The sequence below is a fragment of the Bradyrhizobium sp. AUGA SZCCT0283 genome, from assembly GCF_018130385.1.
Classification (GTDB): Bacteria; Pseudomonadota; Alphaproteobacteria; order Rhizobiales; family Xanthobacteraceae; genus Bradyrhizobium.
In genome coordinates this window covers 1-22,678 of sequence record NZ_JAFCLU010000021.1, presented here as the reverse complement: position 1 = coordinate 22,678, position 22,678 = coordinate 1, and the positions used below count along the sequence as shown (strand labels likewise).

The 22,678-nt window shown below is 64.1% G+C and carries 24 protein-coding genes; 11 read left to right on the top strand and 13 right to left on the bottom strand.

All coding sequences use genetic code 11. The features are described 5' to 3' along the window. Window positions 1-1,227: an MFS transporter gene (locus JQ624_RS25590; RefSeq protein ID WP_212421689.1), complete on the top strand. Its 1,227-nt coding sequence runs from the start codon at window positions 1-3 to the stop codon at window positions 1,225-1,227. 15 nt (window positions 1,228-1,242) lie between these two features. Here JQ624_RS25590 and JQ624_RS25585 read toward each other — a convergent pair whose 3' ends face one another. From JQ624_RS25585 to JQ624_RS25575, 3 genes are all read right to left on the bottom strand, one after another. After that, window positions 1,243-2,139 (bottom strand): DUF1259 domain-containing protein, encoded by an 897-nt coding sequence (locus JQ624_RS25585; protein WP_212421688.1) that lies wholly within the window; start codon window positions 2,137-2,139, stop codon window positions 1,243-1,245. 415 nt (window positions 2,140-2,554) lie between these two features. Continuing rightward, complete coding sequence (locus JQ624_RS25580; protein WP_212421687.1) at window positions 2,555-2,809, bottom strand: hypothetical protein; 255 nt, start codon at window positions 2,807-2,809, stop codon at window positions 2,555-2,557. Window positions 2,810-3,023: 214 nt separating this feature from the next. Beyond that, window positions 3,024-3,755, bottom strand: a complete 732-nt coding sequence (locus tag JQ624_RS25575; protein WP_212421686.1) for a sulfite exporter TauE/SafE family protein — start codon at window positions 3,753-3,755, stop codon at window positions 3,024-3,026. A 292-nt stretch (window positions 3,756-4,047) separates the two neighbouring features. Between JQ624_RS25575 and JQ624_RS25570 the strand changes: the two genes are divergently transcribed. Both JQ624_RS25570 and JQ624_RS25565 read left to right on the top strand, forming a co-directional pair. Beyond that, window positions 4,048-4,926 (top strand): DMT family transporter, encoded by an 879-nt coding sequence (locus JQ624_RS25570; RefSeq protein WP_212421685.1) that lies wholly within the window; start codon window positions 4,048-4,050, stop codon window positions 4,924-4,926. A 64-nt stretch (window positions 4,927-4,990) separates the two neighbouring features. Continuing rightward, window positions 4,991-5,821, top strand: a complete 831-nt coding sequence (locus JQ624_RS25565) for an N-acyl homoserine lactonase family protein (protein WP_212421684.1) — start codon at window positions 4,991-4,993, stop codon at window positions 5,819-5,821. A 3-nt stretch (window positions 5,822-5,824) separates the two neighbouring features. On the opposite strand, the gene JQ624_RS25560 is transcribed toward JQ624_RS25565, so the two are convergent. From JQ624_RS25560 to JQ624_RS25540, 5 genes are read right to left on the bottom strand one after another with little or no spacing between them, the layout of a single operon-like run. Next, a complete protein-coding gene (locus tag JQ624_RS25560) occupies window positions 5,825-6,220 on the bottom strand; it encodes a RidA family protein (RefSeq protein ID WP_212421683.1) in 396 nt (131 codons plus the stop codon). Further along, window positions 6,221-7,399, bottom strand: a complete 1,179-nt coding sequence (locus tag JQ624_RS25555) for an MFS transporter (protein ID WP_212421682.1) — start codon at window positions 7,397-7,399, stop codon at window positions 6,221-6,223. Further along, on the bottom strand, window positions 7,396-8,562 hold the full coding sequence (locus JQ624_RS25550) for an MFS transporter (RefSeq protein WP_212421681.1): 1,167 nt from the start codon (window positions 8,560-8,562) through the stop codon (window positions 7,396-7,398). The genes JQ624_RS25555 and JQ624_RS25550 overlap by 4 nt, the downstream gene beginning before the upstream one ends. Before the next feature lie 52 nt (window positions 8,563-8,614). Then, complete coding sequence (locus JQ624_RS25545; RefSeq protein ID WP_212421680.1) at window positions 8,615-9,979, bottom strand: NAD(P)-binding domain-containing protein; 1,365 nt, start codon at window positions 9,977-9,979, stop codon at window positions 8,615-8,617. 56 nt (window positions 9,980-10,035) lie between these two features. Further along, window positions 10,036-10,353: a helix-turn-helix transcriptional regulator gene (locus tag JQ624_RS25540; protein WP_212421679.1), complete on the bottom strand. Its 318-nt coding sequence runs from the start codon at window positions 10,351-10,353 to the stop codon at window positions 10,036-10,038. A gap of 123 nt (window positions 10,354-10,476) precedes the next feature. Here JQ624_RS25540 and JQ624_RS25535 point away from each other — a divergent pair, with 123 nt between their 5' ends. Genes JQ624_RS25535 through JQ624_RS25505 form a run of 7 tightly spaced genes read left to right on the top strand, consistent with a single transcriptional unit; the run spans window position 10,477 to window position 14,540 of the window. Next, entirely contained in the window at window positions 10,477-10,839 is a 363-nt protein-coding gene (locus JQ624_RS25535; protein ID WP_212421678.1) for a helix-turn-helix transcriptional regulator, read from the top strand. Continuing rightward, window positions 10,832-11,359, top strand: a complete 528-nt coding sequence (locus JQ624_RS25530; RefSeq protein ID WP_212421677.1) for an arsenate reductase ArsC — start codon at window positions 10,832-10,834, stop codon at window positions 11,357-11,359. Before JQ624_RS25535 ends, JQ624_RS25530 begins: the two co-directional genes overlap by 8 nt. Then, the gene (locus tag JQ624_RS25525) at window positions 11,359-12,054 is read left to right on the top strand and encodes an MIP/aquaporin family protein (RefSeq protein WP_212421676.1); all 696 of its coding nucleotides are present in this window, start codon (window positions 11,359-11,361) and stop codon (window positions 12,052-12,054) included. The genes JQ624_RS25530 and JQ624_RS25525 overlap by 1 nt, the downstream gene beginning before the upstream one ends. Continuing rightward, window positions 12,051-12,458, top strand: a complete 408-nt coding sequence (gene arsC, locus JQ624_RS25520; RefSeq protein ID WP_212421675.1) for an arsenate reductase (glutaredoxin) — start codon at window positions 12,051-12,053, stop codon at window positions 12,456-12,458. Before JQ624_RS25525 ends, arsC begins: the two co-directional genes overlap by 4 nt. Window positions 12,459-12,505: 47 nt before the next feature. Beyond that, window positions 12,506-13,777, top strand: coding sequence for an adenylate/guanylate cyclase domain-containing protein (locus tag JQ624_RS25515; protein WP_212421674.1), 1,272 nt, complete (start codon window positions 12,506-12,508; stop codon window positions 13,775-13,777). Window positions 13,778-13,821: 44 nt separating this feature from the next. After that, window positions 13,822-14,310, top strand: a complete 489-nt coding sequence (locus JQ624_RS25510; RefSeq protein ID WP_312014490.1) for a universal stress protein — start codon at window positions 13,822-13,824, stop codon at window positions 14,308-14,310. Window positions 14,311-14,324: 14 nt separating this feature from the next. Continuing rightward, window positions 14,325-14,540 carry a hypothetical protein gene (locus JQ624_RS25505; RefSeq protein WP_212421672.1) on the top strand — a complete coding sequence of 72 codons (216 nt, stop codon included), beginning with the start codon at window positions 14,325-14,327 and terminating at the stop codon, window positions 14,538-14,540. A 98-nt stretch (window positions 14,541-14,638) separates the two neighbouring features. Here JQ624_RS25505 and JQ624_RS25500 read toward each other — a convergent pair whose 3' ends face one another. From JQ624_RS25500 to JQ624_RS25480, 5 genes are all read right to left on the bottom strand, one after another. Then, a complete protein-coding gene (locus JQ624_RS25500; RefSeq protein WP_212421671.1) occupies window positions 14,639-15,850 on the bottom strand; it encodes a multidrug effflux MFS transporter in 1,212 nt (403 codons plus the stop codon). Between the two features lie 217 nt (window positions 15,851-16,067). Next, on the bottom strand, window positions 16,068-17,324 hold the full coding sequence (locus JQ624_RS25495) for an MFS transporter (RefSeq protein WP_212421670.1): 1,257 nt from the start codon (window positions 17,322-17,324) through the stop codon (window positions 16,068-16,070). Between the two features lie 169 nt (window positions 17,325-17,493). Next, window positions 17,494-19,257, bottom strand: a complete 1,764-nt coding sequence (locus tag JQ624_RS25490) for a flotillin family protein (protein WP_249130071.1) — start codon at window positions 19,255-19,257, stop codon at window positions 17,494-17,496. Between the two features lie 2 nt (window positions 19,258-19,259). Next, the gene (locus JQ624_RS25485) at window positions 19,260-19,919 is read right to left on the bottom strand and encodes an OB-fold-containig protein (protein WP_212421669.1); all 660 of its coding nucleotides are present in this window, start codon (window positions 19,917-19,919) and stop codon (window positions 19,260-19,262) included. Then, window positions 19,916-21,046, bottom strand: coding sequence for a PspA/IM30 family protein (locus JQ624_RS25480; RefSeq protein WP_212421668.1), 1,131 nt, complete (start codon window positions 21,044-21,046; stop codon window positions 19,916-19,918). Before JQ624_RS25480 ends, JQ624_RS25485 begins: the two co-directional genes overlap by 4 nt. A gap of 121 nt (window positions 21,047-21,167) precedes the next feature. Between JQ624_RS25480 and JQ624_RS25475 the strand changes: the two genes are divergently transcribed. Beyond that, entirely contained in the window at window positions 21,168-22,562 is a 1,395-nt protein-coding gene (locus JQ624_RS25475; protein ID WP_212421667.1) for an Nramp family divalent metal transporter, read from the top strand. Window positions 22,563-22,678 lie beyond the last annotated feature (116 nt).

The window sequence follows — 22,678 nt, the reverse complement described above, 5'->3', positions numbered from 1 at the left end:
ATGGCCGATATCACGACTGAACCGAAGGCTTCCACTGGAACTGCGCTGATCTCGTTGCTTTATCTCGCGCGGGGCTTGCGCGGCTTCGGCGACGGTTTTGCCGTCATCATCCTGCCGGCCTATATGATGGCGCTCGGTTACGACGCCATCGCGGTCGGCATTGTCGCGACGGCGTCGTTATTGGGAACGGCGCTGCTGACGCTGATCACGGGCTGGATCGCGCCGCGTCATGACCTGCGGCCATTGCTGATATCAGGCGCGTGCCTGATGGCCGCCACTGGCATCGCCTTTCCCGGCGTCGAGCATTTTGTGCTGATCGCGCTGGTCGCTTTCATCGGCACCATCAATCCGTCCGGCGGCGATCTCGGCGTGCTGGTCCCGCTCGAGCATGCGGTGCTGGCGCACAGCGCCACCGATGAGCGCCGCACGCAGGTGTTCGCCCGCTACAGCCTGATCGGCGCGCTCTGCACGGCGGCAGGCTCGCTGGCGGCGTCGCTGCCCGATCTGCTTGTCGCCGGCGGGAGTACAAAGCTCGCCGCGTTCCGCGTGATGTTCTATGCCTATGCCGCGCTCGGCATCGCCTGCGCCGCGCTCTACCGATACGTCCCGCATACGCGCGGCGAGGAGAGGCCGCCACAGACGCCGCTCGGGCCGTCGCGCGGCACCGTCTACAAGCTCGCTGCGCTGTTCAGCATCGATGCCTTTGCCGGCGGTTTCGTCGCGCAATCCCTGCTGGTGCTCTGGCTGTTCGAGCGTTTCGACCTGTCATTGTCCGCCGCCGGATTGTTTTTCTTCTGGTCGAGCACGCTCAGCGCCTTTTCCTATCCGGTCGCGGCCTGGATCGCCAAACGCGTCGGGCTCGTCAACACCATGGTGTTCACGCATATTCCGTCCAGCATCTTCCTGATCCTGGCGGCGTTCTCGCCAAACCTCTATCTGGCGCTTGGGTTGCTGCTGTTGCGCTCGGCGCTGTCGCAGATGGACGTGCCGACCCGCACCTCCTACGTCATGGCGGTGGTGACGCCGGCGGAGCGGCCGGCGGCTGCCAGCGTCACTGCCGTGCCGCGCAGCCTCGCATCCGCGATCAGCCCGGCAATCTCGGGTGCGCTGCTGATGACGTCGTTTACGGGGCTGCCGCTGGTGGTCTGCGGCACGCTAAAGATCGCCTACGATCTCGCACTCCTGTTTTCGTTCCGCCATATCAAGCCGCCGGAGGAAAAGCGCTAGCGGTCGATCCACGGTTCAATGCTGCGCGACGGCTGTCTTGTCGAGCGCGGCGCGGACGTTGCGCGCCAGCTTCAGAGCGTCGTCGTTGGCCCAGAAATGAACGAAGAACATGCGCGGCTCTTCCGCAAGCATGTGGCTGTGGATCGCGGTGACCTCGATATCTCCGGCACGCAGCGCCCGGATCAAGGGATTGACCTCGTTCCCGGTCACGAGAAAATCGCCTGTTATGGCGGCCTTGCCGCCGCCGGTCGGCTGAAAGTTGATGGCGTTCGCGCCGCCAAGAGCGGCGTTGACCTGCATTCCGCCTTCCTTGGCCGGATCACGCCTTGGAATGCCGTACTGATAGACGCCGCCGTTCGCGGTACCCTTGGCGCCCATTGCAGCGTCGATCCCTGCGGTATCGAGATCAATCGCCGGCGCCGCGGTGGCGGTGGCGGTGGTGGCCGGTGGGTCGAAGGGCGTCTTGCTTGCCGAAGAAAGCGCTGCGCGGATCGCGGTCGCCATTTTCTCGGGGTCGCCGTGCCCCGCCACATGCATGTAAAAGGTCGCGGGAGAGGCACGCAGGACGTGATTGTGGATCGCGCTGATGTCCAGCCCGCTGTCCAGCAATTTGGTCATGACCGGCGTGATCTCTGTGTCCAGCAGCACAAGGTCGCCCATCAGCATGGCCTCTCCCTGCATGGGCGCGAAGGCGACCCATCCTCCAAGCGCCAGCGCCGGCTTGATCGCGACGCCATCCAGCGTGACGTGCAGATCGGATCGCGGCAGCCCGTAACGGTGCACTTCACCGCTCACCGTGGCGGTCTTCCCGAGGGCGGCGTCTACCTTCTTCCAGTCGATAGCATCGGCGCGGGCGGCCTGTGACAGCAGCAGCGCGGTGCCGAGCGCGAGTAGCGTAAGGGACTGTTTCATGGCGTTCTCCTTCTTGCGCCCCATGTTCGACCGCACATGGCAATGTTCCCGCGAGGCGTGATGCAGCGCGGCCGAGCGTTGACGGATTTTTTGTGAGTGACGGCAAGTATTCGGGCATGCGTATGCGCCTCCGGGAAACCGGGACGCGATACTTGGGCATGACGCCTCGTGGGGGGATCGCAAACCCCCATGGTTGTATTCAGCCACACGGAAACGGACTGTCAACGTGGTCAGGCGCCGGTGATTGCAACGGCGTTACGAGGACGGGGCGAAAGCCTTTATTCCAAGCGCATTACCGCGGGCGTTCCGGGAAAGTGACCGTGAGTTCACTTTCAATTGATTAATGAAGCTGGATCGCTTGCTCGTCGGTTTCAGCGCTGACGGTGGTCAGATCATCACGAATGCGGCTCGGCGCCTACCAGAGCGGTCGCCGTCCGTCAGGGAGTGGCTCCATCAATCGTCGCTCATCGCGTACATGCGACCATTGCACGAGCTTGATCTCCGGAGAGTCGGGGGCGTTGGCCTCTTCCGAGCGAAAGGCGAGTTTCTGGTCTGCCTGCACCTGGTATTTGGCGGCCTGCGCGAGCCAGTACCATTTCTTGTCCGGCTCGCTCAGCGCGCGTTGACGGCACTCGGCTTCCAGTTCACGTAAGCGGATCGCTTCTTGCATTGCCCAATTCCAGAGCCTGGAAGCTCCGGCTTACTGGAGCCTCGAAACCACCGGAAACCGGGTTTCCGGTACTTCCTCATGACAAAAACTTCTTAGCGGCCCGCTATGCAGGAACGACGCAATTGATTGAAATTTAGGGATGGATTGACGCGATAATGCGCTGATGTGACCGGCGCCGCGTCAATCCATTGCGATATTGCTCACGAATGCCCGCCTACACGATCAGCAGGGCGCCTGACAGCAGAAGAAGCGCCAGCACGATTTTCCGGAACGTGGCCTCGTCGAGTCGCCCGAACAGTTTCAGCCCGAGCCAGGTGCCGGCGAACAAGGCCGGCAATCCGATCAGGAACAGCTTGATCGCCTCTGGCGTGATCGCGCCTCTGGCGCCGATCCACAATGCGCTCATGGCGAAGATCGCAACCGCTACTGGCTGAAACACCGTGCGCTGCACGTCCTTGGACCAGCCGCGCAAGCCGCACCAGATGATCACGAGAATTCCGGCAAGCCCGGTGATGCCGCCGAGGACGCCGTTGAGGAAGCCGACACCCGCGTCGGCCGCGGCGCCGCCGGTTTTCACCGTGGGGATGGCCGGCCGCAGCAGCGCGTAAAGGCTGTAGAACACCAGGAACGCGCCGACGCCCATGCGCACATGGACGGGGTTCGCCCAGGTCAGGATGCCAACGCCGACGGGAACGCCGAGCGCGGCGCCGGCCACGAACGGCCAGAGTCGCCTCCAGTCCAGCGCGCCGCGCAGCTTCCAGACCGAATAGCCCTGCACGATCAGCCCAAATGCGATGATCAGCGTCGCGGTTTGCAGCGGGCTTAGGATGTAGAGCCAGATCGCCGATGCGACGAGGCCGAAGGCGAAGCCGGAGAGGCCGGCGACCAGCGCGCCGGCAAAGGTCGCGAGAAGAAACAGCGTCAGTTCGAATGTCGTTCCATCCATGTGCTCGCTCCGCAGAAAAGCGAGCAGCGCTTGAATGGGATCGCCATTTGACGGGGAGGCTGCGATTCCCCCCGGGGGGCAGGCTACGCCCGGCATGGTTGTGTGCGCAAGATGCAACGTCATGCTTCCTCGCGATGACCACGCTGCTGACAATTGTCGCCATGCTGACAGTTGTCGCCATCCGGCAGAAAGATTCGCACGACAAACGCTTTTTGTTCGTGCGCCGGTCTGTCGCGATCATATGTTCAGCCAAGCGCTGCAGCCGATGGCGCGTCAAATGCGGGGAGACGGCGTGGGCGAGTGGGTTGGGGTCACGATCGCGCTGGTCTCGAGTTGCCTCGGCGGAACTGCGGCCGCGATCACGCGCTATCTCGCCGGCAACACCGATCCGATTACGCTTGCGATTCTGCGCTGGGCGATCGGCTTCTGTTGCGTGCTGCCGGCGGCGCTGTTGCTGAAGGCGCGATGGCCGCGCCGCGGCGACTGGCCGGCCGTCGCCGCCCTCGGCTTCTGTTTCTTCGGCGTGTTCTTCGTTCTCTACAACATCGCGATGTCCTACACGACCGCGGCGCGCGCCAGCCTCGCGCTGGCGACGTTGCCGCTGCACACGATGGTGGTCGGCGCCATACTCGGCATCGAGCCGCTGACGAAACGGAAATCGATCGGGGTCTGCATTGCGGTGCTCGGTGTCGCAGCGGCGCTTGCAACAGGATTGTCGGCCGCGCCGCCGGGCGCCTGGCGGGGCGAACTGATCCTGACCGCGGCTGTATTGTGCATGGCGTTCTACAATGTCTGGTCCCGCCCCTTCATCCGGCGATCGAGCGCGCTTGGCTTCCTTACCGTCGGCATGGGGACCGGCGCCGCAGCCCTGGTCCTGGTCGGCTTGTTGACGGGAAGCGTCGCGGCATTGAGCCAGTTCAGCACGCCGCCATGGATCGCGGGCATTTATCTCGGCGTTGCCGGTGGCGCGCTGGCGTTCATCCTGTGGGTGCTGGCGCTGGAACGGGCGTCGCCGACGCGCGTCGCCAATACCATGACCGTCAATCCGCTCGCGGCGGGGCTGCTCGCCACGCAGTTGGTCGGTGAGCCGATCACGCCCAATCTCGTGCTCGGGCTTGTCGCGGTGTTCGCCGGGATTTGGATCGCAACGTCGGAGGTAAAAAGTCCGTAACCACCAATCAAGGCGCCCGGAGATGAGATAGGATAGCTGACATTGAGCTCTCGGGAGGAACAACGTGAAACGCACGATCACTCTTGCAGTGCCGCTGGTTGCTGCCGCGCTTACTGTCAATTCCGGTCACGCCCAATCAGCCAGGCCAGGTGTCGAAAAACTCTACATTCTCAACTGCGGCGAGGGCGTTGCGGGCGACATCTCGCGCTGGTCGCCGGGTCTTAACGAAGGCAAGTCGATGAACTTCGTCGATAGCTGTTACCTGATCAAGCACGCGCAGGGCTGGTTCCTGTGGGACACCGGAGTCGCGGACGCCGTTGCGGCGATGCCGGATGGTCTTGCGCCGGCCGATCCCAAGGCCGTGTTGTGGCGCCGGCCAAAGACCTTGGCAGGGGAGCTTGACAGGCTCGGGGTGAAACCCGCGGACATCAAGGGGATGGCAGTTTCGCACACCCATCCCGACCACGTCGGCAATGTCGAGATGTTTCCGACCACCATGCTGTACGTGCAGAAGGCCGAATATGAATGGCCCGGGGCCAACAATGCGCCGCGCTTCAAGGCCGAGCACCCGGTCACCAAACTGGAAGGAGACCGTGACATATTTGGTGATGGCAGCGTGACCATCCTCTCGACGCCGGGGCATACGCCCGGTCATCAATCGCTATTGGTGAAGCTGCCGAAATCGGGCGCGATCGTGCTGTCGGGCGACGCCGTTCATTTTACAAGCAATTGGGAAATTCGCGCGGTCCCGTCCATGAACTCCAACAAGGAGCAGACGCAGGCCTCGATGCAGAAAATTGCCGATACGCTCACAAAAGAGAAGGCGCAACTCTGGATCAACCACGACAAGGCGCAGCGGGACGGCTTGAAGATGTCACCGGAGTTTTACGAATGACGCTTACGCCGCCGCGATGGCTTCGATCTCGATCAGGAAGTCCGGACCGTACAGCTTCGACACCTCGACCAGCGTCACTGCGGGCGCCGCCACAGGCGTGACCGACGCAAAGAAGCGGTTCCTGGCTTCCCGGTAACGCCCGAGATTATCCATGTCGGTGAGGAACACGGTGAGCTTCACCAGGTTGGCGGCCGTGCATCCGATGGCCTGCAGCGCGATCGCAAGGTTTTGGAACACCTGCTCGGCCTGGACAGCGAAATCGTTCCGGCCCACCACATTGCCGTCGCGATCGAGCGCGGTCTGGCCGGCGATGAAGATGATGCGTCCCGCGGTCACTTCGACGATCTGGGAATAGCCGGGCGGCGAGCCGAGTTCAGGCGGATTGATGCGGGTGATCATTCAGACATCCCCCTCTTTCGTCCCGCTTCGTGGCGGCGGCGCCCGCAGCAAGCACAGCGCTAGCAGCGCCGAGAGGCTGAGCGCCGACGACACGATCAGGATGCGGCTGCCCATGACGTCGATCAAGAGGCTGAACGCCAGTGGCGCGCCGGCCTGCGCGATCCGCGCCGGGGCGCCGATGATGCCGAGCCGATAGGCATAGTCTTTCGGCCCGAAGATCGCGAGCGGCATGGTGCCGCGCGCAATGGTCAGGATGCCATTGCCGGTGCCATGGAAGACGGCAAAGACGCTGGCCGCGCCGCCGCCCAATAGTCCAATGATGGCCGCACCGATCGGGTGGGTGAGGCAGGCGAGCCGGCCCGACACCAGCGGGTGATATCGTGAGAGAAAACTCGCCTCGAAGATGCGCGCGGCCACCTGCGACGGACCGATCAGGGCGCCGGCGGCCACCGCCTGCAGCGAGGTCGCGCCGGCGGATTCGAGAATGCGCGGCAGATGCGCGGCCATCGCGCCGGTGACGCACCATGCTGCGGCAAAGGCGAACGCCAGCAGGATCATGGTGCGGTCGAGCGGAACGTGCGGCTTGACGGCGGCGGCAATGGCCGCCTTTGCGCCCGCGACCGGCGGCAGCATCAGCCAGTTGATTGGCAGGCCGATCAGGACGTGCGCCGCCGCCCACGCAAAACACGTGTTGCGCCAGCCGATCGTTTCCAGCCCCCATGCGGTCAGCGGCCATCCGACGGTGGAGGCGAAGCCCGCGATCAGGGTAATGCCGGTGATCGAGCGCCGCGCCGCGTCGCCATAGATGCGGCCGAGCGCGCCGAAGGCGGCGTCGTAGAGCCCCGCACCCATGCCGATGCCGAGCAGGAGCCAGGCGGCGAGCAGCACCGGTATCGAATAGGTAAGACCGAGCAGCGCCAGTCCCGCGGCGAGCACGAGGTTGGAAAGCGACAGCACGGACCGGCCGCCGACCAGGTCGATCTGCCGGCCGATGCGCGGCCCGAGCATGGCCGAGATGACAAGTGACGCTGAGAAAGCTGCAAAGATCCAGTTCGAGGAAACGCCGAGATCGCGCGCGATCGGATCGGCGAGGATCGCGGGCAGGTAATAGCTCGAAGCCCAGGCCAGTGTCTGGGTCGTGCCGAGCGCGATAATGATGGAAAACTGGCTGCGGTTCACTGCGGCGTCTCTCTTCTTGACCAATAGAGCGCCAGCGGCCCAAGCAGGATCCCTGCCGCCAACACCGAAAATGCCGCCATCCAGGCCGCTGAACTTTGCGGTCCTCCCGCAGCGTCCAGCGCAATACCTACCGCCCACGCGCCAAGCGCGGACAGGCTGAAGCCGACGGTGGAATGCATCGCCATGGTCGCGCCGCGATAGTTCGGTTCTGCGGACATCGACATGCCCGAGGTCAATGCGCCGGAATCTGCGGGAACCGTGATGGCATATACCAGCATCAAAGGCAGCAGCAGCCACGGTGACTTGTCGGCGAGGATGCCTATCAAAAGGGCCACCGCGGCGGAAGCCAACATCACGGTCGTTATGGCGCGGTGGCGGCCGAACCGGAGCGCGATCTCATTACCGAGGATGCTCGCGGGCATCGCGAGCATGGAGAACACCACGCTGACGACGATCGGCGTCAGGATCGAAGCGTCCGAATTCCTTGCGGCCACGAACGTCCAGAACGCCACGATCCAGGTCCTGATGCCATACAACTCGAAGCAATGCGCGCCATAGCCGAGGACAAATCCCATGGCTTTGCGGTTCTGGAACACCGGTGCGAAATCCAGCAGGCGTCCCGACGCCGGCTTCGGTTCGACCGGCCGTAACAGCAAGCAGACGGTGAGCATCACCAGCGGCCCGGCGGCGGTGACGAAAAATGCGCTGCGCCAGCCCCAGGCATCCGCAACGAGTTGGGAAACCAGAAACGACACGCCGACGCCGAACGAGAAGCTCGATGTGTAGAGCGTGATGGCGCGGGATGAATCGCCCGGGGCGAGACGATCCGTGAGCGCCTTGAGGCCCGGCATATAGGCGCCGGCAAAGCCCACGCCCGCGACCGCGTTGAAGAGGGCGCCCGACCACAGGCCGGTCGCGAACAGGCCGAACAGCAAGGTCCCGAGCGCGCTGAGCGCCGAACCTGTGATCAATATTTTGCGCGCGTCGATACGGTCGGTCAGCGTCGCCAGCACCGGCACGGCCAGCATGTAGCCGGCGGCGCCGGAGCCCGCCAGCAGGCCGGCCTGCGCGCCGCTGAGATGCCATTCCGGGATCAGGAATGCCGCAAGAATCGAAGGCACGACGACATGCGGGAGCAGGCTGCCAAGCTGCCCGAAGCACATCGCGACGATGACGGAGCGTCCCTCCAGAAAAATTCCGCCTACTCCTTATTGATCAGGACGCGCAACCGCATCCCGTCTTGCCTTGCTGCTTTGCTTTCTCATCCGCGACGCAACAGGCGTCAACATCCGATAATGCAGGGCCGCCGCAGCAATTGCTGGCATCTGGCGCGAGCGAACGGCTGCAGACGCCGGTTTCGGGCAGCACCAGCTCGACCCGCTCCGCGGCTTCGCGATCTCCGGCGATGTCGGCTGCGATCGAGCGCACCTGTTCGTATCCCGTGAGCATCAGGAAGGTCGGCGCGCGGCCATATGATTTCATGCCCGCGAAATAGAAGCCGGGCTCGTTCTGCGCCAGTTCGCGCGCGCCATGCGGCCGCACGGTGCCGCAGCTATGTTCGTTGGGATCGATCAGCGGCGCCAGCGCGACCGGACATTCGATCGCCGGATCGAGCCGGATGCGCAGCTCGCGCACGAAATCGAGGTCGGGGCGGAAGCCCGTTGCCACGATCAGTTCGTCGACGACCACCCGACGGGCCGAGCAGGCGGAAAGGGCGCCCACGATAAGGCGAGGGCCGTCAGGGATGAGATGCGAAACGCGGAATTCGCTTTCGACCTTGATCCGGCCGGCGGTCACCAGCGCGGCGAAGGCGGCGCCGAGTTCGCCGCGGGCGACCAGCTTGTCGTTGGCGCCGCCGCCAAAGGCCTTGGCGGGATCGTTGCCCCGCAACAGCCAGATCGGTTGTGTCTCCGGTGCCTGCTCCGCAAGCTTCGCCAGATCGGTCAGCGTGCCGATCGCGGAATGCCCGGCACCCAGCACTGCAACGGTCTTGCCGGCATAGCGCGCGCGGTCCTTACCCAATACGTCGGGCATGCCGTAGGCGATCCGGTCGGTCGCCTCTGTCTCGCCGATGGCGGGGAGGCCGTTCGCGCCTGCTGGATTCGGCGAATGCCAGGTGCCGGATACGTCGATGACCGCATCGGCCTTGACGATCTCAGGACCTTTCCCGTTCTGATACCGGATTTCGAACGGCGCCGTTTCGCGGCCCTTGGTCTTGAGCTTGTCGAAGCCCACCCGGCTGATACCGGTGACGCGGCTCGAGGTGTGGATGTGGGGCTTGAGCGCGGTGTTGTTGGCGAGCGGCTCGAGATAGCGCTCCACCATCTCCGCGCCGGTCGGGTACTGATCGGGTTCAGGAGAGTTCCAGCCCGTCGTCGCCAGCAAACGCACCGCAGCTTTGTCGACATTGTATTCCCACGGCGAGAACAGCTGGACGTGGCCCCATTGCCGCATGGCGTGGCCGACATGGTCGCCAGCTTCCAGCACGATCGGCTGCAGGCCGCGCTCCAGCACATGGGCGGCGGCGGCAAGGCCGACCGGCCCGGCTCCGATAATCGCGACGGTTTTGGCTTCGCTCACGTTATCCTCCCGTAAAACTAGAATTATCGAAATAAAGATCGAAAAAACGCGGCCCGCTATGCCGCAGTCTTGGCATCGGTGGTTTCGGCGCTTTCAGTGCAGCATTCCGCGACCAGAAACCCCACCAGCTCCCGCATCACTTCGTAGTTGGCGTGGCAGATCAGCGTGGTCGCGTCGCGCTCCTGGGTCACGAGGCCGACCACTACCAAGGCCTTGATGTGGTGGGATAGCGTGGAGGGTGCGATCTTCAGTTTCTCCTGCAGGCGGCCGACCGCGAGCCCGGCATCACCGGCGCGGATCAGCGCGCGGTAGATTTTGAGCCGGGTCGGATTGCCCAGCGCTTCGAGATGGGCGGCGGCGTCGTCGATTTTCATGCGGGCATCCTCTCACGCAAATCCTGACTCGTCAACGGTATTTCTAGAATCATCGAAATATGGTTCAGGGCAGGCTTTTGCGTTCGGGTTGACAGGGGACATTATATCGATAAGTCTGGATATATGGAATCGGAACAAGCCATCCTCGCGCTGGCGGCGCTTGCTCAGTCGACCCGGCTCGATGTGTTTCGCCTGCTGGCGAAGCACGAACCCGATGGGCTCGCCGCCGGCGACATCGCCAAGGCACTCGCCGTGCCGCAAAACACCATGTCGTCGCATCTGGCGATCCTGTCCCGTGCGGGGCTGGTGACGGCGCAGCGCTTCAGCCGCTCGATTGTCTATCGTGCGGATCTCAAGGCCTTTCAGGCCGTGGTGCTGTTCATGTTGAGGGACTGCTGCGACGGGCGGCCTGAGATCTGCGGGCCGCTGATTGAAGACCTCACGCCTTGCTGTCCGCCAAAGACAAGGAGGAAAGCGCATGTCTGAACGCATCTACAACGTTCTCTTCCTGTGCACCGGAAACACCGCGCGTTCGATCCTGGCGGAATCGATCCTGCGCAAGGATGGCCGCCGCAACTTCCGCGCCTTCTCCGCCGGCAGCCAGCCGAAGGGGACGGTCAATCCATTTGCGATCAAGGTTCTGAACCGCCTTGATTACCCCACTGACGATTTGCGCTCGAAGAGTTGGGAAGAATTTGCCCGCACCGATGCACCCGTGATGGATTTTGTCTTTACGGTTTGCGACAACGCCGCCGGCGAATCCTGTCCGCTATGGCCCGGACAGCCGATGACGGCGCATTGGGGGATTGAAGACCCGGCGGCGGTTGAGGGGACGGACATCGAGAAGGAAGCGGCCTTTGTCGCGGCCTTCCGCTATCTCAAGAATCGAATCGCCGCCTTCACAAGTCTGCCATTGGAAAGCATTGACCAACTGTCGCTTGGGGCCAGATTGCGCGACATCGGCCGCAGCGACGGCTCGACCTCAGGCCAGGAGAAGGCCAGCTGATGTCCGAATTTGATTTGCCGCGCCGGCTCGCCGCCGAAGCCCTCGGCACCGCGCTGTTGGTTGCGACCGTGGTCGGCTCCGGCATCATGGCCGAAACCTTGACGAAGGATATCGCGCTGGCGTTGCTCGGCAATACGCTGCCGACCGGCGCGATCCTGGTGGTTCTCATCACCATTCTCGGGCCCATCTCGGGCGCGCATTTCAATCCCGCGGTATCGCTGGTCTTTGCCTTGAAGGGCGAACTGACGCCGCGTGATGCGCTGGGTTACGTCTTCGCGCAGGTGGCCGGAGGGATCGCCGGAACCATGGTGGCGCATGCGATGTTCGCGCTGCCGCTGATTGACGCCTCGCTGAAAATGCGGACCGGCGGCGCGCAATGGCTCGCCGAGGGCGTTGCCGCATTCGGCCTTCTTGCGACCATCCTCGCCGGTATCAGGTTCAACCGCACCGCGGTGCCGTGGCTGGTCGGCCTCTACATCACGGCGGCCTACTGGTTCACCGCCTCGACCTCGTTTGCCAATCCGGCCGTTGCCATCGCGCGCTCGATGACCAATACGTTTTCGGGCATTCGCCCTGCCGATCTTCCCGGCTTCATTGCAGCCGAACTCTGCGGCGCGGTTGTGGCGCTGATTTTCATGAACTGGCTGCTGCGCGGGGCAGGCGAGGCTGGAAAGAAAAGGGAGGCTCGGCCATGACCGTCACGATCTATCACAATCCCGCCTGCGGCACCTCGCGCAACACGCTGGCGATGATCCGGCAGAGCGGCGAGGCGCCCGAGGTGATCGAGTACCTGAAGACCCCGCCGAGCCGCGCCCGGCTGGTCGAACTGATCGGGGCGCTGGGCATCTCGCCACGCGAGCTCTTGCGCGAGAAGGGCACGCCCTATGCCGAACTCGGCCTTGCCGATCCCAAATGGAGCGACGACGAGCTGATCGACTTCATGCTTGAGCATCCGATCCTGATCAACCGGCCGATCGTGGTGACGCCGAAGGGCGTGCGGCTGTGCCGGCCGTCGGAACTGGTGCTCGACCTGCTCGATCACCCTGTCGAATCCTTCGTCAAGGAAGACGGCGAGGCGGTCGCGCGCGCGAAGCGTTGATTGGGGCGAGGCTTTCACTCATCACCATTGCGCGGCATAATCAGCGTATGGAACTTGCCCCCCGTCTGCGCCTGATGAACTGGCTGGTCAGCCAGGGCCTCACAGGCCTGCCCGAAAACGATTTGATCCGCGGCTTCTGCGAGCGCTGCTGCGCCGAGGGGCTCGGCCTGTCGCGTGGGATGGTCTTCATCGACACGCTGCACCCGATTTTCGAAGGCCGTGGCTTTCGCTGGAACGACACCCAGACCAACGAGAGCGACGCGTTCGAATATGGTTCGACCAATGAGGGCGAAGCCGCGCAGGCTTGGCAGAACTCGGTTTTCTATCACATGCTCGAAAGCGGCGTGGAGGAGATGCCGATCGACCTCGCCGATGGCGCTTCACATCGATACGGATTCGCCCGCGATCTGGCCGAGAAAGGTCACAAGCATGTCGTGGCCTATACGCACCGCTTCGGCGAGGCCGGCACCATGGGGCAGATGGATTGCGTCTATTCCTATTTTGTGACCCGGCGCGACGAGGGCTTTGGCGCTCAGGGGCTGGCGGCGTTGCGCGACCTCGTGCCGGTGCTGGGCCTTGCGATCAAATCCGCAGCGCAGGCCGACATCGCCAAGACGCTGGGCCGGGTCTATCTCGGGCGCGACGCTGCCGAACAGGTGCTGCGCGGGCGGATCGCGCGCGGCGTCACCGAGCGCATCAACGCGGTGCTGTGGTTTTCCGACCTGCGCGGCTCGACCGCGATCAGCGAGAGCATCGAGCCGGGTGAGATCATCCCGTTCCTCAACGACTATGCGCAGGCCTCGATCGACGCCATTCATGACGCCGGCGGCGAGGTGCTGAAGCTGATGGGCGACGGCGTGCTGGCGATGTTCACCCAAGAGAACATGCATGACAACATGGCGGTGGCAAAACGCGCCGCGCTGCGCGCCGAACATCGCTTCCGCCGCAACATGAAGGCTCTCACCACCCGCCGCACGGCCGAAAACCGCACGGTCACGTCAGCCCATGTCGGCCTGCATGTCGGCGAGGTGTTTTACGGCAATATCGGCAGCGATGACCGGCTCGACTTCACCGTGGTGGGGCCGGCCGTCAACGAGGTCAGCCGCATCGCCTCGATGTGCCGCTCGGTCGACCGGGAACTATTGATGTCCTCGGCGTTCCGCGCGGGCCTCGATGCCGCGGGGCGGAACTACCTGGTGTCCACCGGCCGCTATGCGCTGCGCGGCATCGGCCGCGCGCAGGACCTCTACACGCTCGATCCGGACATCGCCGCGGATGAAGTGGTGGCGGGGAAGTACGAGCGGTATCTGGCCTCCTGACGCCGAATTTCCAGTCGGGCGTCAGGCTTGATTCACATCAATGCGTGCGGCCCGGTTTCCGTCTCAAATCTGCTGCAAAAGCAGGGGCGAGGCGCAATTTGTATAAGCATATCTTACTTCCCACCGACGGCTCGGAGTTGTCGAAGGCTGCGATGCGGCATGGAATAGCCTTGGCGAAAGCGATCGGGGCCAGGGTCAGCGCCCTTGTCGTCTCGACGCCGCTGACCTCGCTCGTGGTCGATCCCACTGCCGCCTCGGCGGCGCTCGAACAATACAAGGTGCTGGTCGCGACGCAGACCGCGAAATATCTCGACAGCATCAGGAACGAAGCCGCCGAGGCCGGTGTCGCCTGCAGCGCGCTGTGTGTCGAACATGACAAGCCGTATGAGGCGATTGTCGACACCGCGAAAAACAATGGTTGCGATCTGGTCGTCATGGCCTCGCACGGTCTGCGCGGAGTATCGGCGATTCTCGGCAGCGAAACGCTGAAAGTGCTGACCCACAGCGCGGTTCCGATCCTGGTCTATCGCTAACAATGGAAGCCTGAATGTCCGCAACCGAAATCGCGCAACGTCATTTCTCTGCGGCCGTCGCGGAAGCGGACAGCACCGGGCAAGGTGTCGACAGTGTCTGCCGCGCGCTGCTCGGTCTCGTCGTCGCCAAATATCTCGAAAACAGGGAAGTCGCTGACGTTCAGTCGGAGCTTCGCTTCGTTGCCGAGAATTGCGATCCCGGGACGGATTTCATGTTCATGCGCCCCTAGAGCATGATCCGGAAAAGTGGGTACCGGTTTTCCGAAAAGATCATGCTCAAATCAAAGAGATAGAGCGGGATGACGATTCGAAGAAAAGTCATCCCGCTCTAGGCTTTGGCTCGCAGCGTGTAGAGCCCGACCGCCAGCAGCGAGAACACCGTCAGCACCACACCAAGCGCGAACAGCGCCTCGTGCGAGATCGTGGCTGCGAGCCAGACGCCGATGGCGGCCGTCATCATCTGCCAGAAGCCGACCAGCGCGGATGCCGCGCCCGCTCTGTCGCCGAACGGCGACAGCGCCTGCGCCGTCCCCAACGGATTGACGATGCCCATGCCGAGCAGGAACACGCTCAGGGCGCCCAGATACGAAAGGAGAGTGGGGCTGTACAGCGCGACCAGCAGCATCGCGATGCTGCCGGCGGCGGCCGTGAGCAGCCCGCCCCGGATCGAGCGGTCGAGCCCGTAGCGCGGGGCTAGTCTGGTCGCGAGCATGCCGGCGGCGAACACGATCAATACGGTGCCTGCGAAGAACAGGCCCAACTGGATCGGCGTGAGGTGCATCGCCTCGATCAGGATTCGCGGTGCCGCCGAAAACATCGAGAACAGCCCGCCCATGATCAGGCTGACGGTTGCGGCCGGCACCAGGAAGCGGCGGTCGGCGATCAGGCCGAAATAGTTCTTGGCAATCGCGAGCGGGTCGAGCGGGGTACGCGTTGCGTGATGGGTCTCGCCGAACACGGCGCCATAGGCGACGGCGCCGAGCGCCGCAAAGGCCGCGACCAGGACGAACTCGGAGCGCCAGCCGAACGTGTGGTCGAGCGCGCCGCCGAGCAACGGCGAGAAGCCGGGCGCCGCCGCCATCGCGATCATGATCAGCGCCATTGCCCGTGCCAGCGCGGCGCCCGAAAACATGTCGCGGGCGATGGCGCGGGACAGGACCGACGTGGCGCAGGCGCCCGCCGCCTGGATGACGCGGCCGATCAAGAGGCTGGTCAGGTCGGTCGCCAGCGCACACCAGACGCTGCCGGCAAAAAAGACGGCGAATCCGATCAGGACCGGCCAGCGGCGGCCGTAACGGTCCGAGATCGGCCCGACCGCGAGCTGGCCGACGGCGAACACGGCCAGGAAGATCGTGATTGCCGATGTGACCGCCGCGCTTGTGACGTTCAGCGACGCGGCCATCTGCGGCAATGACGGCAGCAGGATGTTGGTGGCAAGCGTCCCGGTCGCGGCAAGGCCGGCCAACACGGCGATCTGCAGGACGGTCGAGGAGGCCTCGGTACGGGGGCTGGCGTCGATCGCGGCGATCTGGTCGGTCATGGCGGGTTCCGCTTTTGTTTGGAATGACAACCATCATATAAAACGAGATGAGAAAATGCCAGTAGGCGGGAGTAGGTTTGGAATAAATTGCTGGTAACTGCCGTCATTGCGAGCGAAGCGAAGCAATCCATGACCCGGCAAAGGCATGGATTGCTTCGTCGCTATCGCTCCCTTGCGCAAACGCTTCGCGTTTGTCGCAGGCAATGACGGGAACCGCTCAGCAGGCCCGCACTGCGCCCGCCGCTTCTCCCACCATGTCCGGCTGCCGCGCCAGCGAGACCGCGGGCGAAATCCAGATCACCAGCGCCTGCGCGCCGAAGATCGCCGCCGCCAGATAGAGGCATGTTTCCGCGCCATAAAGCCCGCCGACGACGGCGCCAAGCGCGGAGCCAAGCGGGCGGGCGCCATAGCTCATGATGTTGATGGCGGAGACGCGCCCGAGCAGCGATGGCGGCGTCACCGATTGCCGCAGCGTCGTGGTCGAGATCACCCACAGGATCGGACCGGCGCCGAGCAGGAAGAAGCTTAAGCCCGCCAGCCATGGCGTCGGCACGATGGTCGTCAGCGCCATCACCATTGCGGCGACGAAGCCGGTGACGGGCCCGAGCCCGATCACGGTTCCGAAGGCCAGCAGCTTCATCACCCGCGTCGCCGCGAGCGCGCCAACGACCATGCCGACGCCATACATCCCAAGCGTTACGCCGACGCCGGTAGCCGATAGGTCGAGGCGGCGCACGGCATAGGGCACGAATACGGCAAGCAGCAGGAACGACGCCGTGTTGAAGATGAACTGCGTGATGAACACCGGCCGCAGCAGCGGATGATGCAGCACGAACGCGGCGCCTTCCTTGATTTCCTGCAGCGGATGGCGGCGCGGACCGGGGGCGCGTGCCGGCTCGTAAATGCCTGACAGCAGCACGACCGCGATCACCGACAACGCCGCGGCGAAGCCGAATGCGGGCGCCGCGCCAACCCATCCGACCAGCACGCCGCCGAGCGCCGGTCCGCTGGCGAACGCGATCGTCCGCGCCAGTTCGATCCGCGCGTTCGCCGCGGGCAGTTGTTGCGAGGTCACCAGCGACGGTACAAGCGCGGGTGCGGCGACGCTGTAGGCGACGGTTCCGCAGACGGCGATAAAGCCGAGCAGCGAAAGCAGCGGCAGCGTCATTTGCCCCAGCCAGATCAGCAGCAGAATTCCGGCAAGCGCGGCCGCCCGCAGCGCCTCGGAGCTTGCCATCACCCAGCGCCGCGAGATGCGGTCGGCGAGCAGGCCTGCAGGGATCGCGAACAGGATGAAGGGCAGCGTCAGTGCGGTCTGCAACAGCCCGGTCTGGCCTTCGCCGACACCGAGCAGCAGCACTGCAACGATGGGCGCCGCGGCGAGCGCAATCTGTTCGGCCGACTGCGCGGCGAGGTTGGACCAGGCTAGGCGGTTGAACGTTGCGGGCAGGCGAGGCGCGGCGGCGGCGGACATGGCGAAATTCCCTGATATTCGATCTGTCCTCATTGTCTGACTGCAGGACGATCGAACCCACCCGTTTCCCGACAAGGGGCGGGAGGGAATTGCACAAGAAAAAGCCCGCCGCGTGAACCGCGGCGGGCCTGTTTCGATTTCAGTTGGAGCGGCGGATCAGGCGGCCTGATCAGGATTTGGGTCCGAGCGTCGCCTTGCCCGTTCCCGAGATGGTCGCCGGCGGCGTCACCACGTCATGTGCATCGACCGCGGGAGGCGGTTCGGCGGGATTTGCCAGTTGCTGCGCGGCGAGCGCGTTGGTCAGGCTGGTCAGCGCGTCAGGACCGGCGGCAAAACCGCCTTCTGCGAGGATCTTGTCGATGATCGGCTTGAAGGCCGAGACCGACAGCAGCTGCGCGGCAAGGCCGTCGCCGAGGCCAAGGCCGTTGCCACCGCCGTTCATGGCGCCATTGCCGCTGCCGCGGCCGAGCAGGCCACCGGTGTCGAAGATCCGGATGTCGGAAATCTTCTCGATCGGCTTGACCGCTTCGGCTAGCGCATTCGGAATGATGTTGATGCGGGCGAGATTGATATCGTAGTCGATCATTTCCTGGCTGAGCTTGTTGCGCGCCTCGGCCTTGAGCATGGCGACCTCCGCCTCGGCCTGACCGAGCGCCTTGACGCCGGCGGCCCGGGTGGTGGCCGCATTGGCATCCGCCTGTGCCAGTACATTGATGGCTTCCGCCTTGTTGTTGGCTGCCTGATTTTCGGCCTCCGCCATCACCGTGATCGGCATTGCCTCGGTTTCGGCCGCCTTTCGCGCCGCGATCACGTTGATGATTTTGTCGCGCTCGGCGATTTCGGTGGCACGGGCGGTCGTGACCTTTTCCTCGGCCGCAATGGCCAGCGCCCGCGCGGTCTCGGCGATGGTCTGCGCTTCCGACTGCTCCTTGCTCTTGGTGGCAACCGCGATCGCGCTTTCCTGGGCAACGATCTGCAGGTCGCGCTCCATTTCGGTGTTGCGGCGTTTCACCGCGAGATCGGCTTCGATCTTGCGGGTGTCGCGCAACTGGTTGGCTTCGGTCTGCTTGTTGGCGACCGCCAGTTCCTGCTGGATGCGGTATTCCGCCTCGTTCTGCAGCGCGGTCTGCTCGACCTGGGCGGTTTGCGCGCGCATGGCGGCGGTCTTGTTGGCGATGTCGCGCTGTTGCGCCAGTTCCGCCTCGCGCTTGGTGGCTTCGATCGTCAGCGTGGTCTGGCGGGCGACGAGGTCCTGCTGCGCGATATTCACCTCGGTGGTACGGACGATCTGGTTGCGCTCCTGTTCGCGCTCCCTGGTGATCTTGGTCAGCGTCGTCAGGCCGTGGGCGTCGAAGAAATTGCTCGGGTTGAAATGCTTGATGTCGCTCTGGTCGAGCCGCGTCAGCGACACTGACTCGAGCTCGAGGCCGTTGTTCTGGATGTCGGCGCCGACCGCCTCCTGCACCGACTTGACGAAGGTGGCGCGCTGCTCCTGCAGCTCTTCGAGGTTCATGGTCGCGGCCACCGAACGCAGGCCGTCGACGAATTTGGCCTCGATCAGTTCACGCAGCTCGCCGGCATTGTTGGTGCGGCTGCCCAGCGTCTGCGCGGCGAGCGCGATCGACGAGCTATCCGGTTTGACGCGCAGATAGAATTCGGCGCCGATGTCGACGCGCATGCGGTCCTTGGTAATCAGCGAGTCCGGCCCGCCGCGGGCGACCTCGAGCCGCAGTGTCTTCAAATTGACCGCGGCGGTGGAATGGAAAACCGGAAGAACGATCGAGCCGCCGTCGAGCACGACCTTCTGGCCACCGAGGCCGGTGCGGACATAGGCTTCGTCACGCGTCGAGCGGCGGTAGAGTTTGGCAAGCAGGAGACCGATAACAAGAACGGCAATGACGCCAATAGCGACGGGTACTGCAAGTTCCCACATGTTTAAGCCCTGTCTGAACGTTGTTGCGCAATAAGGTCGGCGGGTGCGGAAATGGCGATGAAGCTCTTGGCGTCACGGTCGACCAGCAACACGCTGGCGCCGACCGGGAGCGGTGCGGAATCGGGACTGGCGCGCGCCACCAGTGAATGCCAGTTGCCGAAGACATCCTTGAGACGGACGCGGCCGGGCAGTCCCTGGTCGAGCGGGCCGATCGAAACTTCGGCAACGTGGCCGACGAAATCGGCCTCGTCCACCGCATAGGTCTCGTCGCGCGGGATGATGCGGGCGATGCCGCGGCTGGTGACGCGGATGGCCGGGATACTGCAGGCCGCAGCGGCGAGCGCCGCGATCGAGGCGGGGACCGAGAGCCCCGCACCGTGCGCAAGGCCCTGCAGGAAAAATCCTGCGATCGAGAACACGCCGAGCGCGAGGATGATCAGGATCAACAGCGGCAGGCGACCCGCGTTGACCCATAAGAACATGCCGCCGAGGCCGCTGTCGCTGTCGGCCTCGACCGCGAGATCCTTGCCGAGGAGTTCGCTGATCGAAAATCCGACCAGCGTCGTCAGCAATTCGATGCCGCCGAGCGTCACCATGATTGCCGCGGCCACAGTGAAAGGCCGCACGTCCGGCGCCAGCAGGAGGTCGGTCAGGGCGCTCATTGTTGCGATTTGATCCTTTCAAGCCGCGCCGCGATTTCCTTTTCGCGATGCAGCCGGTCGAGTTCGTCGAGCTCCCTGTCGCCGAGAACGCTGGAGGCGGGCACGCCGGTGACGCGTGCGATCGCCGCCATGGCGCGATCGGCACTCATCGTATTAGTCGCCGGAGCCGCCCGGCCGGGTTCAAGTGGCGCGTGCTGCAGGAGGCTCGCTTCGAGATCGGCGAGACGGGTTTCGGCTTCACGTCGCGCGCCAAGCATCGCCTGCAAGGCCTTGGTCTGCTCATCGATTTCGAGTTCGACGAAATCCATCGCGCGTTCGAGCGCGATGGTCTGGGATTCCAGATCAATTTGCCGTGCAACGCCGGCGCGCGCGAGGTCTTCGCGATTTTCCGCGATGGCGAGACGGATTTTTTCCGTCAACGCAGCGACTTCGGCGTCCAGCTCCTCGCGCCGCCGCTTGAGGCGGAATTCCTCGGCGCGCGATTTGCCGAGCGCATAGCGCGCTTCGTCGGCGCCGGCGTCGATCTCGCGGATCGCCTGTTTGACCAGCGCGAGCTTGTTGCTGTTCTCGGCGTTGTCGATGGTTTGGCTGGCGATGGCGGCAAGAAGCCGGCCCATGCGCGCTAGAATGCCTTCGTGAAGCATGGTCTTCTCCTCCGGTTGTATTGATTTCGATTTGACGGCGATCTGGATTTCGTAAGCGTGGCCGTCCGAGACCAAGTGAGCCGGGAAGGGACTTTCCCAGCCGGCAAGGTAGCCCGGGACATCGAACGGGACCAAGACGCGTCCCTGGACAGTGCTAATGGTCAGTGAAGTTGGCCCCTTGATCGCAAACAACTTGTCGTCGAGTGGAATCCGGCGCATCGCCGCATCAGCCACATAGCCGGCGCGGTCGCGCAGGCCGAGCGTCACCAGCCGCGCGGGCAGGCCGGTCTCGATGCGGATTTTTTCGTAAGCCTGGGCATGAAGGGCGACGAGGTTGGCGCCGACAGGTGCAACCTCGGCGAGGATCGCCATCATCCGGTCGTAGGCGGCAAAGGTTGCCTCGATGGCGGCGATGCCGGCCTCGTCGGGGGCGAGGGCGTATCGCAGCGTGGCCGTGGGCGTCTCGACCGGGATCTTGACCATAGTGTAATCATAAAGCACTTCCTCAGTGCTTTCCAGAGGTCGCGCTGGTATCATTTTCGTGATTGCTAGATGCAGTTGCAAATGAGTTGCAATAAAGGCGGATATCGGCCATCTTGGCGAAATGGACGCCCGAACGCCCGCATTGGGTCCGAAGCCCTCGACTGAGAGTGTACCGATGACCGATACGACTGCCGCCGGCTGGCGCGCGGATGCCGCCGCTGACGCCCAGCGCAGCTTGCCCGAGGTCAATTCGACCATCTCGGTGCCCTTTGGCGGACATTGGTCGCGCCGGCTGCTGGCCTTCGTCGGCCCCGGCTACCTGGTCTCCGTCGGGTACATGGACCCAGGCAACTGGGCCACCGACCTCGCGGGCGGTTCGAAATTCGGTTACACGCTGCTCTCGGTCATCCTGCTGTCGAACCTGATGGCGATCCTGCTGCAGGCGCTCGCCGCGCGGCTTGGCATCGTCACCGACCGCGACCTCGCGCAGGCCTGCCGCGCCAGCTTTTCCCGACCGGTCAACTTCCTGCTCTGGGTGGCCTGCGAGGCCGCGATCATCGCCTGCGACCTGGCGGAAGTGATCGGCACCGCGATTGCGCTGAAACTTCTGTTCGGCATTCCCCTGATCGGCGGCGCGCTGATCACCGCGCTCGACGCGTTCCTGCTGCTGCTGTTGATGAACAAGGGTTTTCGTTTCCTCGAAGCCTTCGTCATCGCGCTCCTGATCGTCATCGCCGTCTGCTTTGGCATCCAGATCGTGGCTGCCGCGCCGTCGGTTGCCGGGGTGCTGAAGGGTTTTTTGCCCTCGACCGAGATCGTCACCAATCCCGAGATGCTCTACATCGCCATCGGCATCATCGGCGCCACCGTGATGCCGCATAATCTCTATCTGCACTCCTCGATCGTGCAGACCCGCGCCTATGAACGGAACGACAAGGGCCGCCGCGAGGCGATCAAATGGGCGACGACGGATTCGACGATCGCCTTGATGCTGGCGCTGTTCATCAACGCCGCGATCCTGATCGTCGCCGCCGCCACTTTCCATGCGAGCGGCCGCACTGAAGTGGCCGAAATCGGCCAGGCGTTTGAGCTGCTGTCGCCGCTGCTCGGCCTCGGCATCGCTTCCACCCTGTTCGCGGTGGCGCTGCTCGCCTCCGGCCTGAATTCGACGGTCACGGCGACTTTGGCCGGCCAGATCGTGATGGAAGGTTTTCTGCATCTGCGCCTGCCGAGCTGGGCGCGGCGGCTATTGACCCGCGGCATCGCCATCGTCCCGGTCGTGATCGTGACCGCGTTTTATGGCGAGCGCGGCACCAGCCAGTTGCTGGTGTTCAGCCAGGTGGTGCTGTCGATGCAATTGCCGTTCGCGGTGATCCCGCTGGTGAAGTTCGTTTCCGACCGGCGCAAGATGGGCCAGTTCGCGATCTCCCGTTCGGTCGCCGCGGTGGCGTGGATCGTCGCGGGCATCATCGTGGCGCTGAACGTAAAACTCTTGTTCGAGACGTTTTTCGGGTGAGGCCTCACACACCGCGTCATCGCCCGGCTTGACCGGGCGACCCAGGGCGGATTCAACCGGTCGTCGCAACACTTCAGCCAAGGAGGTTGCGATGAATGGATACGGACAAGATTCGG